Source organism: Mesorhizobium sp. M0166, from assembly GCF_040322255.1.
GTDB lineage: Bacteria > Pseudomonadota > Alphaproteobacteria > Rhizobiales > Rhizobiaceae > Mesorhizobium.
This window is the reverse complement of record NZ_JAMYTD010000019.1, coordinates 106,143-121,038: the sequence shown is the minus strand read 5'-3', so window position 1 is coordinate 121,038 and position 14,896 is coordinate 106,143. Positions and strand designations below refer to the sequence as shown.

Sequence of the window (14,896 nt, the reverse complement as noted above, 5' to 3'; positions counted from 1 at the left end):
TCGGCCGGTACCGCAAACGACGTTTCTTCCTGCGGCAAACCTCTGTAAACGCTCACCAAAATGGGCGTTTGTGGACGGAAACTAGTCTAGCGGATAAATCAGACGGTCAAATGCGCCGCGCAGTGTAGAGGCTGGTGGTCATGTTGCGGGTTATGGAGCCTTGGAACTCGTCGCGGACGATGCGCCCCAGCTCCGCGAGGATTGCTTCGCGGTCGCTGCGGATGTTGATATTGGAAAAAGTGGCATAGAGGGCGACCGTCTGGTCAGGATCGAGGACGAGCGACCAGACGCTTGTCCGCTGTTCGATGGCATCGAACGCGCCGGTTCGCTCCAGCGCCGCCACGCGGGCCTCGGCATCAAGCGCGAACGGAATACCATTTGAGCCCGCCGAAGGGCTCGAAGGTCCTTCAAGCAGTGCCTTCGTCGCATCATGAAAGGGATCAGGGCGACTGTTGTCGCCGAATACATTCCAGACCATTGCCCACCAGCCGCCCGGCCGAAGCAGCTCGGCGACCTTGACCAGCGCCATGTCCTCGTCCAGCCAATGAAAGGCAGTGGCGCTGACGCCGAGATCAAAACCGGCCTTCTCAAGGACGGCATCCTCAAACGCAGAGACGCTCACCGAGAGCGCCTTGTCCTGAATAGTCTCGCAAAGGAAAGTCGCGAGGCGAGAATCCGGCTCGATGGCGAGCATCGGACTCGCGCCCAGTTCGAGTAAGCGGCGCGTAGCAGTTCCTGTACCTGCGCCAATCTCGAACGTCGTCGTGCCATGCGCGAGACCGCACCGTTCACATAGAATTTCGAATACCCAATCAGGATAGCCAGGCCGCGTCGCGTGATAGCTGCCGGGATCGGCGCCGAAGGCCAGGCGACCGAATTTTGGATCGATGAAAAATTCGCTCATTGCAACCACCTCTGGGGAACCACCTCTGGCCCTGGTCTGTGGCCGCCACTTCGGCAAGGACCGATGGGCGCCAACGGATATGCCCTCCCAGGTGCCAAGCGTCTGATTTTATCCACTGGGCACTGGAGCGCGCTTGCCGCGACGCTTCAGCTGTCATTTCCGCTGATCGTTTGCCTCAAGCGAATTGGTGTGACAAGCCGGACCGCCCTCCCTACATAGGCCCTTCCCGAGGAGCGGTCGATGTCGGCGGAAGCAATCTCCGAAAACAGCGCGAAAAACGATTTCTGGGACGGCGTGCGGCTCAGCATGCCCGTCGTGGTGGCGTCGGCGCCGTTTGCGTTGCTGTTCGGGGCGCTCGCAGTCGACAACGGGTTTTCCGTGCTCGAAGCGTTCCTGATGAGCGCAACGGTGTTCGGCGGCGCCAGCCAGATGGTCGGCATCGAGCTGTTCGGCCAGCATGTCGCGCCGTGGCTGATCGTGCTGTCGATCTTCGCTGTGAATTTTCGCCATGTGCTCTATTCGGCCGGTATCGGCCGGCGCATCGCGCATTGGCCACTGATCCAGCAGGCGATAGGCTACTTCGTGCTTACCGATCCGCAGTTCGCGGTGGCCGAGCGCAAGGCGGAGGCCGGCGAGACCGTCGGGTTCACCTGGTATATGGGGCTTGGGCTGCCGGTCTATGTGTTCTGGATCATCGAAAGCGCGCTCGGCGCGATGTTCGGCAAGCTTATTCCCGACACCCATGCACTGGGCGTCGATTTCCTGCTGCCGATCTATTTTCTCGGCCTGGTCATGAGCTTCCGCAAGCGGCCGCTGTGGCTGCCGGTGGTCGTCGCCAGCGCTGCCGCCTCCATCATTGCCTACAAGACGGTCGGCTCGCCCTGGCATGTTTCCATCGGTGCGCTGGCCGGCGTGCTGCTCGCCGTCATCGTGCCGCCCCGCCACAGCGGCGTGGAGGCACGGCCATGAGCACGACCTTGTGGATCATCATCGCCGCTTCGATCGCGACCTATCTGACCCGCATCGGCGGTCATCTGGTGATCTCACGCTTCGATCATATCCATCCGCGCGTCGAAGCCGGGCTCAGCGCCGTGCCGGCGGCGGTGCTGACCACGCTGGTGGCGCCGGCGGCGCTCAGCGCCGGACCGGCGGAATGGGCAGCCTTGATCGTTGCCGGCCTTGTCTCACTGCGCGGCGGGCTGATGGCGATGTTCCTGGCGGGTGCTGCCGTGCTGATCCTCGCGCGGCAGCTCGTCGGCTGATCGACTTTTGCCTTGGCGGCGAGAGCACACATGCGCTTTACCGCAGCGACTATTGCCGCGCCGACCCGCGACAGGCTCAGCCGGATCGCCTCCGCTCTCTCCTGGTGGGCGCGACGTACGGCGCGGCTATAGAGCGCCTCGCGCTGCTTCGGCGTCAATGCGCTTAGATCGATCGGCTGGATGTCGAAGGGCTCACGCGACATTTTCCATCTCTCCTGGTTTGCCGTGTTGATCGGCAGCTGCACCGGTGATTTACGGCAAAGGCCTAATCAGCTAAAATGAATAATTAAGATCGTTATGTTCTCCAGGAGAGATGTATGGATTTGGCCGATCTGCGCATCTTCCGCACGGTGGTGCGCGAGGGCGGAATCACCAGGGCGGCGGAAAAACTGTTTCGCGTGCAGTCGAACGTGACCACACGCATCCGGCAGCTCGAGGAAGATCTCGGGGTGCAGCTGTTTATCCGGGAGGGCAAGCGCCTGCACGTATCGCCGGCCGGTCACAAATTGGTCGGCTATGCGGATCGGCTGCTGGCGCTTGCGGAGGAGGCGCGAACGGCGATGCTCGATCCACGCCCGCGCGGCACGCTTCGCCTAGGTGCCATGGAGAGCACCGCCGCGGCACGGCTTCCAAGTCTGCTCGCCGATTATCACGCACGTTATCCCGAAGTGGAAATCCAGTTGCGCACCGGCAATCCGCAGGTTCTCGCGACCGCCATGCTTGCCGGCGACCTCGATGCAGCCTTCGCCGCCGAGCCGATCGCCGACGCTCCGTTCGAAAAGCAGTCAGCATTCCAGGAGCAATTGGTCATCGTCTCGGCGGCATCGCGCGTTTCGATCGATGACCGCCTCGACATGCCCAAAACCATGATAGCCTTCGAGCACGGCTGCCCGCACCGCAAGCGGCTGGAACAATGGTATGCGCGCAGAGGGTTTATGGCCGAGAAAACCATCGAGCTTGGTTCATACCATGCCATCCTTGGTTGCGTGGTGGCTGGCATGGGCATAGCGCTGATGCCGAAAAGTGTGCTTTCGGGTTTCCCGGAGAGCCGCTGGCTAAAGCTGCACGAACTGCCCGCTGACGAAGACAACGCCGTCACGGTGTTGTTCTGGCGCAAGGGAGCCGGTTCTCCTAACGTCACGGCTTTGCAGGAACTGCTTGCGGAGCAAAGCCTGTCAACCGGCGTTGCGACCGCAGCTATTGCTTGAAGTCGTGCGGCAGCGGGGCGGTTGCTTTTTCCAGCCAGGCCAGCGTTTCGCCGTCGAGCATAGGTCCGATCTCGGCCAGCACCCGCGCATGGTATTCGTCGAGCCAATGGAGCTCGTCACGGGTTAAGAGGTCCGATCGGACCAGCCGCTTGTCGATCGGGACCAGCGTCAGTGTCTCGAAGCCATGCATGGCGATGTCGCCGCCCTCGATTGCCTCAGCCGGCGTCACCAGGACCAGGTTCTCTATGCGGATGCCGTAAGAACCTTCCTTGTAATAGCCGGGCTCATTGGAGACGATCATGCCGGCCAGCAGCTTTTCGGTGCCGGTCTTGGCGATACGCTGCGGGCCCTCGTGCACGGCAAGATAGGAACCGACACCGTGCCCGGTGCCATGGGCGAAATCGCAGCCGTGTCTCCACAGCGCCAGGCGGGCTACGGCATCGATCTCGGAGCCGCGCGTGCCCTGGGGGAAGCGCAGCATGGAGATGCCGATCATGCCCTTCAGCACCAGCGTGAAGCGCTCGCGCATCTCCTCGGTTGGCGTGCCGATCGGCACGGTGCGGGTGATGTCGGTGGTGCCGTCCTGGTACTGCCCGCCGGAATCGAGCAGGAACAGCTCGCCATCTCGCGGTTTGCGATTGGTGGCGCGGGAGACGCGGTAGTGCATGATGGCGCCGTTAGGACCAGCGCCGGAGATGGTATCGAACGATACGTCGCGCAGCGGCATCTGTGTTTCTTCGCCGGTTTGCCGGCGCGTCTCCTCAAGCCTTGTGACAACGGCGATTTCGTCGAGCGTGCCGGGCTTCTGGCGGTCGAGCCAGCACAGCAGCTTGGCGACCGCGGCGCCGTCGCGGCGATGCGCGGCGCGGGCGCCGGCGATCTCAGCTTTGTTCTTTGTTGCGCGTGGAATGCGGGCCGGATCGGGCACGGCAATGACGGTGCCGCCATTATCCTCGACCAGCATCCTGAGCTTGTCCGCCGCTAGAACCGGGTCCAGCGCGATTTTTGCGCCGCCCTTGGCCCGGGTGACGATTGCCGTTTCGAATTCACCTGGGTCGTGCAATTCAGCGAGTTGCGTCAGATAGGCCGCGACGGTGCGCGAAAACTTGCGCTGGTCCATGAAAAGCAGATGCGACCCGTCGGCGGCCAGCACGGCAAAGCCGAGCGCCAGCGGTGTGTGCGGTACGTCGCCGCCACGAATGTCGAAGGCCCAGGCGATGGAGGAGGGGTCGGTCAGCACGGCATGGGTGGCGCCGTCCTTCTCGATGGCCGCCGCCAGCCGCACCAGCTTGTCCTTGGCCAGTTCGCCGGCAAAGCCGATCGGGTGGATCTCGACCGGCGCCAGTGGCGGCCCGGGCTGGTCCTGCCAGATGGCGTCGATCGGATTCTCGTCGAGCGGCACCAGTACCGCGCCTGATTTCTCGGCCGAAGCCTTCAGCGCCTTGACGTCGCTGATCGTATGCAGCCACGGATCGAAGCCCAACCGCACGCCCTGGCCGAGATTGTCCTTGATCCAGTTGGCCGGCGGGTTGTCGACAAGGCTCTCGATCGAAAAGATGTCGAGATCGACCTCCTGGCGCACCTGCAGCGTGTAGCGCCCGTCGACAAACATGACGGCGCGCTCGCCAAGCACAATGGCGACTCCGGCCGAGCCGCTGAAGCCGGTCAGCCATTTCAGCCGTGCCGAGCGGTCGGCGACATATTCGCCCTGGTGCTCGTCGGCACGGGGCACGATGAAGCCATCCAGCCCGTTCGCCGCCAACCATTGGCGCAGCATTGCCACGCGCGGCTTGCCAACGGCCGGATCGCCGGCGGAATCGAAGGTCTGGAACATGTCGGCTCTCCTCGAATGCTGGCGCGACCGTAGCGCATGACTTCGAAAATCGGAATCGATTTCGGACCGATGATGGCCGGCCGCTACAGCGTCTTTTGCGCATGGAGGCCATGCAGAATCGGCGATTTCAAAAAGCGTCAGCAAGGCTTACCTTCTTCATGTGGAGGAAAGAGTCCTATTGCCCTGCAAAGGAGACCGTCATGTCCACGATTTCACCCGGACGCGGATTTTTCAGAAACGCTGTGAACGCGCTGATCGAAGCTCGCCAGCGCGAAGCGAGCCGGTATGTGAGCGGCGTTCTGCTTGGCTTTGACGACGAAACGCTGAAAGCTCATGGCTACGATCGCGAACAGCTGAAGAAAGCGGCGAACTCGCGCTAAGTCCGAGCGGATTCCGGCTTGCGTTGAAGGCGCTGCGCCTCAGCGCTTGAGGTGAATCGTCACCCAGCCCTCGCGGTGCAAGGTGCGGACGTGCCGGAATTTCTGGCCGACATAGGCTGCGACTACCGCGTCGCGCTGGCGCCCGAGGATGCCCGATAAGACGATCGAGCCACCGAGCGCGATATGTCCGGCCATTTGCGGCGCCAGACGCATCAGCGGCCGCGCCAATATGTTGGCGACGATCAGGTCGAAGGGTGCACGCGCGGCAAAGATCGGATGATGAAAACCGGGCGCCGCTACCGTTTCAATAAACCCCTTGACCTGGTTCAGCCGCGCATTGGCGGCGGCCACCTTGACGGCGACGGGGTCGATGTCGGTCGCCAGCACCGGAATATGCGCGAGCTTGGCCACCGCGATGGCGAGCACCGCGCTGCCGGTGCCAAGGTCGAGCGCGTTGCGCGGATGCTCGCGCCGTATGACCTGCTCCAGCATTTCGAGGCAGCCGGCGGTAGTGCCGTGATGGCCGGTGCCGAAGGCGAGGCCGGCCTCGATCTCGATGGCGAGCTCGCCGCTGTGGCGCTTCCTGCGGTCATGCGCGCCATGGACGAAGAAGCGCCCGGCCCGCACCGGCTTCAATCCCTCTAGCGAGCGCGCCACCCAGTCGATGTCGGGCAGCGCTTCGCGCGCTATCGGTTTCGACAGTGACAGTCCGGCAAGGATGTTCCTAAGCCGCGCCTCGATCGCATCGACGTCGTCGTCGGCATAGAGCGATACTTCGTGGATGTCGCGGTCCTCGTCGACCTCGAGCACCGCAATCGGCAGGCCCTCATCGTCGAACGCCGCACCGAGCGCCGCGAAGATGCGATCAGCCTCGATCTTGCCCGCGGTGAAATACAAACGCGTCTGCGTCATTACCGGATATGTCAACCTTCCGCCGCCAGCCGTTTGAGCTTGGCGATGGCGGCGTCCGGGCTTTCGCCATAGGCTATAGTGCCGGCGAAGTCGCCCTTGGCATTGAGCAGCAGCACCGAAGCGGTGTGGTCCATCGTGTAGTCGCCGTCGTTCGTGTCGACTTTCTTCCAGTAGATGCCGAAGGACTTGGCCATGGCGTGGACCTTGTCGGGATCGCCGGTGATGCCGAGGATGCGATCGGAGAAATTGCTGACATAAGTGTTCATGATTTCGGGCGTGTCGCGCTCCGGGTCGACCGTAACGAAATAGGCGCGCAGGCTCTTGCCGTCATCGCCCATCGTCTTCAGCCAGCCGGCCAACTCGAAAAGCGTGGTCGGACAGACTTCCGGACAATGGGTGAAGCCGAAGAAGACGACGCTGGGGTGGCCGCGAAAGGCGGCTTCGGTGACCGGCGCGCCCTTCTGGTCGACCAGCGTGAAAGGTGCTCCGAACGGCTCGCCGCCATAATGTCCGCGGTACCAGTCGAAGGTGAGCCAGCCGATTCCGGCCGCCATCAGGACGAGAATACCGACCAGAATTGAACGCATCATCAGTGAAAGTCCGTCGTTATTTCCATCGGGCGCCGGATTGGCGCCGTGAAGGCCCTGGGCGTGGCGAACACTCTTAGCGGTTCGGTCGCGCCGACGCAAAGATGTCGCGTTGCCGCAACCGGCAATGCTGTGGGAGGCGATCTGCTTGCAAAGCGCTGCCGTTCGTCCCACCTGAGGTCGGCAAAATTCGAACCGCAGGAGGCCTCTTTGCGAAAACTGATTGGCGGCGCGTTGGCCGCATGCCTTGTCATTGGTGCCGGCGCCGCCGCCGCCGAGGAAGTCGGCAAGGTCGGCGTCGATTGGCTCGGCAACGACATCATCGTCGAGGCGATCAAGGATCCGAAGGTCGAGGGCGTGACCTGCCACGTCTCCTATTTCGACCGCGGCATGATCGACCGCCTGCAGAAAGGCAACTGGTTCGAGGACCCGTCCGATTCCTCGATCTCCTGCCGCCAGACCGGGCCGATCACCATTGGCGACATCGACATGAGCGAGGCCGGCGAGGAGGTGTTCAAGCAAGGCATCAGCCTGATCTGGAAAAAGCAGGTGGTGAACCGCATCTACGACAAGGCCAACGAGACGCTGATTTACCTGTCGCATTCGCGGCAGGTGCAGGATGGCTCGGCAAAAATGTCGGTCACCACTGTGCCGCTCTACGGCCAGAACGTGGTGTGGACCAGCGGCAAGCCGAAATAGAGACTTAAGGTGCTACAGGGTCCTTGGCGCCCAAACGGATGTGCGGCGCTGCACTCGGCTTGCGAGACTATGCGCGCGGGCGTAAAGCGCCCGCATGGACCGTCCCGAACACCTTGTCCTGAAAGATCCCGAGCCGCGCATTCATCCGACGGCGGAGCTGAAGGCATGCAAGCTTGGACGCTATGCGTCGATCGGCGAGCGGGTCATCCTGCGCGAGGTGACGGTCGGCGACTTCTCCTACTTCGAGCGCCATGCCGAGGCGATCTATACGACGATCGGCAAATTCTGCTCGATTGCCGCCAACAGCCGCATCAATGCGCTGGAGCATCCGGTCGAGCGGCTGACGCAGCACAAGATCAGCTACCGGCCCAACGAATATTTCCGCTGGCTGGGTGTCGATCAGGCGTTCCGGGACCGCCGGCGGGCGAAAGCCGTCAGCATCGGTCATGATGTCTGGATCGGCCATGGCGCCGTGATCATGCCTGGCATAGTGATCGGCAATGGCGCGATCGTTGGTGCCAATGCGGTAGTGACGCGAGACGTGCCGGCCTATGCAATCGTCGCCGGCGTTCCGGGCCGCCCATTGCGGCAGCGCTTCAGCCCGGAAACTGCGGCACGGATCGAACGTCTTGCCTGGTGGGACTGGCCGGTCGAGAAACTGGCCAGGGCAGTCCCCGACATGCAGGCCTTGCCCATCGAGGCTTTCCTCGACCGCTGGGAAAACGACGGCACCTGACCGTTACGAGCGCGGCGCGTGCGCGGTTTGACCGTGAATTCCTCCCCGCAGGGAACTCCAAGCAGCTGCCGATTGTTTCCCCCTGCCATGATCGAAAAGCTGTTCACCAGGATCGCCAACTATATCGCCCATCTTGCCGGTCTGCCGCCGACGTTTGCCGTCTGTTTCCTGATCATTGTGATCTGGGCTGTAAGCGGTCCGGTTTTCGGCTTTTCCGACACCTGGCAGCTCGTCATCAATACCGGCACCACGATCGTCACCTTCCTGATGGTGTTTCTCATCCAGAACACCCAGAACCGCGACAGTGCAGCTATCCAGGCCAAGCTCGACGAGCTGATCCGCGTCAGCAAAGCCAAGAATACCTTTATCGGCATCGAGCATCTGACCGAATCCGAGCTCGAGGAAATCCGCGCCAAATGTGAACGCGCGGCGAAGCGGCACGACGAACAGATCGCCGACATGGCCGCAGCCAAGGCGGTGGCTAAAAAGCGCAACGCGAAGAAGCACTCGGCGGCGTGAGCGAGCTTGTTGTCAGGCTTCCCAACAGAGCCTGCGCGAACGGGATCATTTCATGAATGCTGCAAAGGCTTCCTTGTAGTCCGGGTGCCAGCGCGACAGGGCAGGGCGGTTCTCGATGATGTCGCCAATCGCCCAGGCCATACGCTTTTCGTCCATGGACCGGGTCGCCTCGTTATCGGGGCACAGGATGTAGAAATCGCCACGCAGCAGCGAGGCGAGCATGAAGTCGATGACCTGCTCGCCGGTCCAGGCGCCGGCCGGCTTTTCGGTCGCACCTTCGGTCAGGCCGGTAAAAGTGAACCCCGGAATGAGCAGATGCGCCGCGACACTGGCGCCGGGCTCGTTGCGCAGCGCGTGTGCAAGGCCCTCGGTATAGGTCTTCAGGCCAGCCTTGGAGACGTTGTAGGCGAGGTTGCCGGGCGGCGTGGTAATGCCTTGCTTGGAGCCGGTGTTGACAATCAGGCCGGGCTTTCCCGCCGCCAGCATGCGTGGCGCGAAGGCCTCGACGCCATGCACGACACCCCAGAAATTGATGTCCAGCAGTCGCTTCCAGGCGTCACGGTTCTCCCACGGCTTGCCGGGGTTGTTGCCAACGCCGGCATTGTTCATCAGCAGCGATACGTCGCCGAAAGTGCCGGATGTCCTTTCGGCCAGACGGTCGAGCTCGTCGGCTTTCGAGACGTCAGTGGCAACGGCAAGCACGGCGCTGTCGCCGGCGATGGCGGCGACGGCGTGTCGGGCCTCATCGAGGCGTGCGCCGCCGATGTCGGCCAGTACGATCTTCATGCCCATCGCCGCCAGCCGTTTGGCAGCGGCAAAGCCGATACCGCTGGCCGCGCCGGTGATGACGGCGACATTACCGGAGGCAAGTGCGGGTAGGGCGGTCTGGATCTCGGCGTCGGTGGTCATGATGTTCTCCTGTTCTGGCCGCGGCGAACTTAGCGCGGAACGAGGCTCGCGCAAGCCGATGCCGGCATCTTCGGGTTGACCGCGTCGGCGGGCGCTGCGCATGCTGATATTGAAAAAGGAGACTGACGATTGACCGACTGGATCGAGATCCTGAAAGAACAGACCGCAACCGGCGACCAGATGAGCCGCGAAGTGCCGCAAATGCTTGCCAATCCCGACATCAGCGAAGCGCAAGTGAAAACGCTGTTTTCGGCGCTCGAAAAACAGGCGGAGTTTGTCGAAAAGCTGCGCATGGCGCTGGAAAAATTCGGCCATGATTTTTCAGTGATCAAAGCGGCCGAGCGGCTGGAGGAGCGCTACGCCGACCTTGCCGCCTCAGTAGCGGAAAAGCTGAAAGAAATGCGAGGCTAGAGCCTGTTCCATCCCGATAGAATTCGGGACGGGGCCTATCGTCTCGTTTGACCATGATCTTTCCCGAAACCGGCATCCACTTTTCGCTGACGCGATCCTTCGGTTCGGGATCATGATCCGTCTATTTCTCGATTAGCCGCTCGAAGCGCCTGTCTGGCACGAACCAGACCATCGCCACCAGGATATAGATCGCGACACCGATCCAGTGATTGACGAAGGTCAGCGCGATGGCGGAAAGATAGAGCACCAGCGAGATTTTTCCCTTGAGGTCATTGCCCAACGCCCGGGCGAAAAGGCTCTCGCTGCCGTGCAGCCGATGCAGGGCCATGGTGAGGATGTTGAAGCCGATGGCGCAGAGCGCCAGGTCAACACCGTAGACGGCGACCGGCACCGGCGCGAAATGGTTCTCACCCATGAAGGCTGTCGTCGCCGGCATCAGCGACAGCCAGAACAGCAGGTTGAGGTTCGCCCAAAGCACACGGCCGTCGACCCGCTGCACGGTATGGAACATGTTGTGCAAATTGTTCCAGTAGATGCCGACATTGATGAAGGACAGCACATAGCTGAGGAAGATCGGCCAGAGCGGTGCCAGCGCGGAAAAATCCTCGCCATGCGGCACCTTCAATTCCAGCACCATGATGGTGATGATGATGGCGACCACGCCATCGGTGAATGCCTCGACCCGTCCCTTGCCCATGAATCTCCCCTGATAATCCGCTGAAGTTAAAAGAGGATCTCGCTCAGCGCCATCGGCAAAGCTGCCAAAGTTGTCAGGAGCAAGTCGGGGAGGGGGAACGGCTGACGCGAAAAAGGCGTTAGGATGTCAGATCCCGAACAGCAAAAGGTCGAAAAAATGACAGCTCACGCTCAAGTCATGACGCGCGATCACGAACTCGGCGGCCGCGCTGCAGTGGCCGCCGTGGCCGCCATGATCGCGGCTCTTTTCGCTGGCAGCACGGCGCTGACGCCACTTTACATCATCTACAAGCAGGTCTTCGGTTTCTCGCAGATCACGTTGACGCTGGTCTACGCCGTCTATGTCATCGGCAATCTGGCGGCGCTGCTGATGTTGGGGCGTGTGTCCGATGTCATCGGGCGCCGTCCAATGGCATTGGCCGGGATGGCGGTGGCCGTTGTCAGCGCGGTGGTTTTCCTGTTCGCCGAAAATGTCGCCTGGCTCGATGTCGCCCGAATTCTGAGCGGACTGGGAATCGGGGTCGGCGCGGGTACCGGCACCGCCTGGCTCGCCGAATTGCTCCCGACCGACGACAAGTCACAGGCGGCGACGATTGCCACCAGCACCAATTTCCTCGGCCTCGGCCTCGGTGCGCTGGGGGCCGGGTTGCTTGCCGAATACGCGCCTTGGCCGCTCAGGCTGACATTCGTCGTCTACCTTGCGATGCTCGCGACTGTAACCCTGCTGGTCTGGCGCACGCGGGAAACCGTTTCGCGGCCGGGGAGACTGGCTGACGTTTCGATGCGGCCGCGGCTTTCCGTGCCCGATGACATCCGCGCAAGTTTCGTTGCGCCGGCGGTGACCGGCTTTGGCGCAATGGCGCTGGTCGGCTTTTATGCAGCACTCGCACCGAGCATTTTGGCGCAACAACTGCAGGTAACCAATCATGCCGAAGCCGGCGCTCTGTTCTTTGAATTGGCGATCGTGACGGCCGCCACCATTGTAGCGACAGCACGACTTTCGAGCCGAGCCGCGATGTTCGCAGCGCTTGCGCTGATGATCCCAACCGTCGCGCTGATTGTTGCGGCGCAGGTCTTCGCCTCGATGGCCATAATGATTGCCGGGACCGCCTTGTGCGGCGTGGCGGCAGCGCTCGGCTATCGCGGCGGCTTGCAAGTGGTGAACGAGATCGCGCCGGCGGACCGGCGCGCGGAAGTCGTCTCGGCCTTCTTCATCTGCTGTTTTTGCGGCAACGCGCTGCCGGTGATCGGCATCGGCGTCCTGTCGACCATGACAAGCGCGACCGTGGCAAGCGTGGCCTTTGCCGGCATGATTGCCGTCTTTTCCCTGGTGGCGCTCGGCCTTGGCGCGAAATACGCGCGCTGAGCCGGCCTTTCAGCCGTTCGGCGTCTCGGGTGAAAGATGGGCGCGCTGGCGCGGTACGCCGAGGCCGGTATCCGGGGGTTCGCCGGCAGCCGGCCGGCTCTCGATCATGTGCAGGCTGCGCCAGCGGCCGAAGCGATAATAGGCCGCGGCCAGCACGAGCGAGGTTATCGAGCCGGCCGGAAAGCTCCACCACAGCGCTTCCTCGCCGATCACGCTTCGGAAGAAATAGGCGAAGCTGGTGCGCACCAGCAGCACCGAGATCACCAGGATGATCAGCGGCGGCATCACCGCGCCAGTGGCACGCACGGTGGCGAAGAGCACGATGGTGATGCCGAACAGGATGAAGGACCACGACGCGATCTTGTTGATGTGAGTGGCGATGTCGATTGCTGCACTGTCGCTGCCGAGGAAGAGGCTGAGCACCGCGCGATCGAATACGAACAGCAGCGCGACAAGCACGCCGGTGAGCACAAGGTTGAAGCCGACGCCGGAGGCGGCGATGCGGCCGATCCGGTCCCAGTGCCCGGCGCCGACATTTTGCGCCGCCATGGACGACACCGCGGCGCCGATGGCGAGTGCCGGCATCTGGATATAGGTCCAGAGCTGTGCGGCTATGCCGTAGGCGGCTGCGACCTGCGAGCCGTACGAATTGACCATGCCCATCACCGTCAGAGCCGCGGACGAGACGACGATCATCTGCAGGCCCATCGGCACGCCCTTGAAGACGACAAGTCGCAGCAGCGCCGGGTCCGGCCGCAGCAGAGCAAGATTGGCGCCGGCCAGCCGCAGCGGGTGCTTGCGCGCATAAAGCACGACCAGGATGGCAACCACGCTTACCGTCTGGCCGATCAGCGTCGAGGCTGCCGAGCCGGCGATGCCGAGTTCGGGGAACGGGCCGATGCCGAGGATGAGCAACGGGTTCAAAATGACGTCGAGCACGACGGCCAGCGCCATGAAGAGGAAAGGCGTGCGCGAGTCGCCGGCGCCGCGCAGCACTGTCATGACGAAGGAGAGCAGGTTCATCATCGGCACGGCCAGGAAGATGATGCGCAGATAGGAGCGCGCCAGCGGCAAAGCATCGGCCGGCGTGCCGAGTGCATCGAGGATCGCATCGACCCAGATCCAGCCGCAGACAGCGAACACCACCGAGACGAGGAAGAAGAAGGTGGCGCTGGTGCCGACGATGCGCCGGGCTTCGGGCAGGTCACGAGCGCCGACGGATTGCGCGACCAGGATGGTCGCCGCCATGCCGATGCCGAAGACAGTGCCGAGGATGAGAAACAGCACGAGGTTTGCATTGGACGTGGCGGTCAGCGCCGCTTCACCGAGCAAACGGCCGACCCACACGGCATTGATCGAGCCGTTGAGCGATTGCAGCACATTGGAGCCGAGCACCGGCAGGGCAAACAGTAAAAGGGTGCGCGGGATAGGCCCACTGGTGAGGTCGCCGGTCCGCCGGCGCGGGGGCATGTTGTCGTCCATGGCAGGCAACTCGGCGAAGGCTTGTCTTGAGTCCGCAATGATTGCCGATTTAACGGGAGAGGTCGATGCGGCGTCGCAAATTCCGCCTGGCGTGCCTTGATCTAAGCATTTCTCAAAGTTTCCGGAATCGTATATTGATCCTGCATGCGTGGGGCCGCATTTTCCTGGATCTCATGGGTAAGCCGGGGGGCTCATGTCTGATATTCCGTTGTTTTTTGAGCGCCTGAACCGGCGCGCCTTTCTCGGTGCATCCGCTCTGGGCGCGGCCTCCGTGGCTCTTTCGTCGTGCACCACGACGGACGTGGCGGCGCCGCCGGTGACAGCGGCGCCGAGCGAGCCGGCTCTCGGCGATGCGGCAAGCATGTATGCGGCGCGCGTCGACGAGGGCTATCAACTGCCGGCAATCCCGGTAGCCAAGATCAATCCGAAGTTCGTGCGCCAAATCGTGTCCGACCCGACCGGCGAAAAACCGGGCACGATGGTCGTCGATACTTCCGAGCACTTCCTCTATCTGGTGCGCGACGGCGGCAAGGCAATTCGCTATGGCGTCAGCCTCGGCAAGGCCGGTTTCGGATGGACCGGCAGCGCCGTGGTTCAGGCGAGAAAGAAGTGGCCGGTATGGACGCCGCCGCCGGAAATGATCCAACGCCGACCGGAACTGGCGAAATACAAGGACGGCATGCCGCCCGGCCCGCAGAGCCCGCTTGGCGCCCGCGCGCTGTATCTCTTCCGCGACGGCAAGGACACGATGTATCGGCTGCACGGCACGCCCGAGTGGGATTCCATCGGGAAGAACGCTTCCTCCGGCTGTGTGCGCTTCATGAATCAGGACATTATCGACCTCTACAGCCGCGTCGACGGCGTCGCGCCGGTCTTCGTGCGCCCGAACCTGTCGGCCGCCGGGAAGATCGCCGCCGTGTCGGACAGGACAGCCGAGCCGATCGATGCTGGCGTCCCAAAGGACGCGGAGATGTTGAGGTAAGTGCCTTCG

Annotated in this window: 17 protein-coding genes; 10 read left to right on the top strand and 7 right to left on the bottom strand. The window is 62.6% G+C overall.

Going from position 1 to position 14,896, the window contains the following annotated elements; genetic code table 11:
• Positions 1-106 precede the first annotated feature (106 nt).
• Positions 107-904 (bottom strand): class I SAM-dependent methyltransferase, encoded by a 798-nt coding sequence (locus NKJ46_RS20985; protein ID WP_352667131.1) that lies wholly within the window; start codon positions 902-904, stop codon positions 107-109.
• Between the two features lie 240 nt (positions 905-1,144).
• Here NKJ46_RS20985 and NKJ46_RS20980 point away from each other — a divergent pair, with 240 nt between their 5' ends.
• The 3 genes from NKJ46_RS20980 (at position 1,145) to NKJ46_RS20970 (ending at position 3,374) form a co-directional block, all read left to right on the top strand.
• Entirely contained in the window at positions 1,145-1,873 is a 729-nt protein-coding gene (locus NKJ46_RS20980; protein WP_352667128.1) for an AzlC family ABC transporter permease, read from the top strand.
• On the top strand, positions 1,870-2,166 hold the full coding sequence (locus NKJ46_RS20975; protein WP_352667125.1) for an AzlD family protein: 297 nt from the start codon (positions 1,870-1,872) through the stop codon (positions 2,164-2,166). Before NKJ46_RS20980 ends, NKJ46_RS20975 begins: the two co-directional genes overlap by 4 nt.
• Positions 2,167-2,483: 317 nt before the next feature.
• Complete coding sequence (locus tag NKJ46_RS20970; RefSeq protein ID WP_352667122.1) at positions 2,484-3,374, top strand: LysR family transcriptional regulator; 891 nt, start codon at positions 2,484-2,486, stop codon at positions 3,372-3,374.
• Here the strand turns inward: NKJ46_RS20970 and NKJ46_RS20965 are convergent.
• Positions 3,364-5,208, bottom strand: coding sequence for an aminopeptidase P family protein (locus NKJ46_RS20965; protein ID WP_352667120.1), 1,845 nt, complete (start codon positions 5,206-5,208; stop codon positions 3,364-3,366). The two genes, NKJ46_RS20970 and NKJ46_RS20965, sit on opposite strands and share 11 nt — an antisense overlap.
• Before the next feature lie 200 nt (positions 5,209-5,408).
• On the opposite strand from NKJ46_RS20965, the gene NKJ46_RS20960 reads away from it, so the two are divergent.
• On the top strand, positions 5,409-5,588 hold the full coding sequence (locus NKJ46_RS20960) for a hypothetical protein (RefSeq protein WP_352667117.1): 180 nt from the start codon (positions 5,409-5,411) through the stop codon (positions 5,586-5,588).
• Between the two features lie 39 nt (positions 5,589-5,627).
• Here the strand turns inward: NKJ46_RS20960 and NKJ46_RS20955 are convergent, their stop codons facing one another.
• Both NKJ46_RS20955 and NKJ46_RS20950 read right to left on the bottom strand, forming a co-directional pair.
• Positions 5,628-6,500: a 50S ribosomal protein L11 methyltransferase gene (locus NKJ46_RS20955; RefSeq protein ID WP_352667114.1), complete on the bottom strand. Its 873-nt coding sequence runs from the start codon at positions 6,498-6,500 to the stop codon at positions 5,628-5,630.
• Positions 6,501-6,511: 11 nt separating this feature from the next.
• Positions 6,512-7,090, bottom strand: a complete 579-nt coding sequence (locus NKJ46_RS20950) for an SCO family protein (RefSeq protein WP_352667111.1) — start codon at positions 7,088-7,090, stop codon at positions 6,512-6,514.
• 207 nt (positions 7,091-7,297) lie between these two features.
• Between NKJ46_RS20950 and NKJ46_RS20945 the strand changes: the two genes are divergently transcribed.
• From NKJ46_RS20945 to NKJ46_RS20935, 3 genes are all read left to right on the top strand, one after another.
• Positions 7,298-7,786, top strand: coding sequence for a CreA family protein (locus NKJ46_RS20945; protein WP_254818969.1), 489 nt, complete (start codon positions 7,298-7,300; stop codon positions 7,784-7,786).
• A gap of 94 nt (positions 7,787-7,880) precedes the next feature.
• Positions 7,881-8,522 (top strand): DapH/DapD/GlmU-related protein, encoded by a 642-nt coding sequence (locus tag NKJ46_RS20940; RefSeq protein ID WP_352667108.1) that lies wholly within the window; start codon positions 7,881-7,883, stop codon positions 8,520-8,522.
• An 87-nt stretch (positions 8,523-8,609) separates the two neighbouring features.
• The gene (locus NKJ46_RS20935; RefSeq protein WP_352667144.1) at positions 8,610-9,041 is read left to right on the top strand and encodes a low affinity iron permease family protein; all 432 of its coding nucleotides are present in this window, start codon (positions 8,610-8,612) and stop codon (positions 9,039-9,041) included.
• 45 nt (positions 9,042-9,086) lie between these two features.
• Here NKJ46_RS20935 and NKJ46_RS20930 read toward each other — a convergent pair whose 3' ends face one another.
• Positions 9,087-9,950: an SDR family NAD(P)-dependent oxidoreductase gene (locus NKJ46_RS20930; protein WP_352667106.1), complete on the bottom strand. Its 864-nt coding sequence runs from the start codon at positions 9,948-9,950 to the stop codon at positions 9,087-9,089.
• Between the two features lie 129 nt (positions 9,951-10,079).
• Here NKJ46_RS20930 and NKJ46_RS20925 point away from each other — a divergent pair, with 129 nt between their 5' ends.
• Positions 10,080-10,361 (top strand): hypothetical protein, encoded by a 282-nt coding sequence (locus NKJ46_RS20925; RefSeq protein WP_023721174.1) that lies wholly within the window; start codon positions 10,080-10,082, stop codon positions 10,359-10,361.
• Between the two features lie 121 nt (positions 10,362-10,482).
• On the opposite strand, the gene NKJ46_RS20920 is transcribed toward NKJ46_RS20925, so the two are convergent.
• Entirely contained in the window at positions 10,483-11,058 is a 576-nt protein-coding gene (locus NKJ46_RS20920) for a TMEM175 family protein (RefSeq protein WP_352667103.1), read from the bottom strand.
• A 156-nt stretch (positions 11,059-11,214) separates the two neighbouring features.
• On the opposite strand from NKJ46_RS20920, the gene NKJ46_RS20915 reads away from it, so the two are divergent.
• The gene (locus NKJ46_RS20915; protein ID WP_352667101.1) at positions 11,215-12,423 is read left to right on the top strand and encodes an MFS transporter; all 1,209 of its coding nucleotides are present in this window, start codon (positions 11,215-11,217) and stop codon (positions 12,421-12,423) included.
• Positions 12,424-12,432: 9 nt separating this feature from the next.
• Here NKJ46_RS20915 and NKJ46_RS20910 read toward each other — a convergent pair whose 3' ends face one another.
• Positions 12,433-13,905 (bottom strand): MATE family efflux transporter, encoded by a 1,473-nt coding sequence (locus NKJ46_RS20910; RefSeq protein ID WP_352667099.1) that lies wholly within the window; start codon positions 13,903-13,905, stop codon positions 12,433-12,435.
• A 193-nt stretch (positions 13,906-14,098) separates the two neighbouring features.
• Here NKJ46_RS20910 and NKJ46_RS20905 point away from each other — a divergent pair, with 193 nt between their 5' ends.
• A complete protein-coding gene (locus NKJ46_RS20905; protein WP_352667096.1) occupies positions 14,099-14,887 on the top strand; it encodes a L,D-transpeptidase in 789 nt (262 codons plus the stop codon).
• Positions 14,888-14,896: the final 9 nt, after the last annotated feature.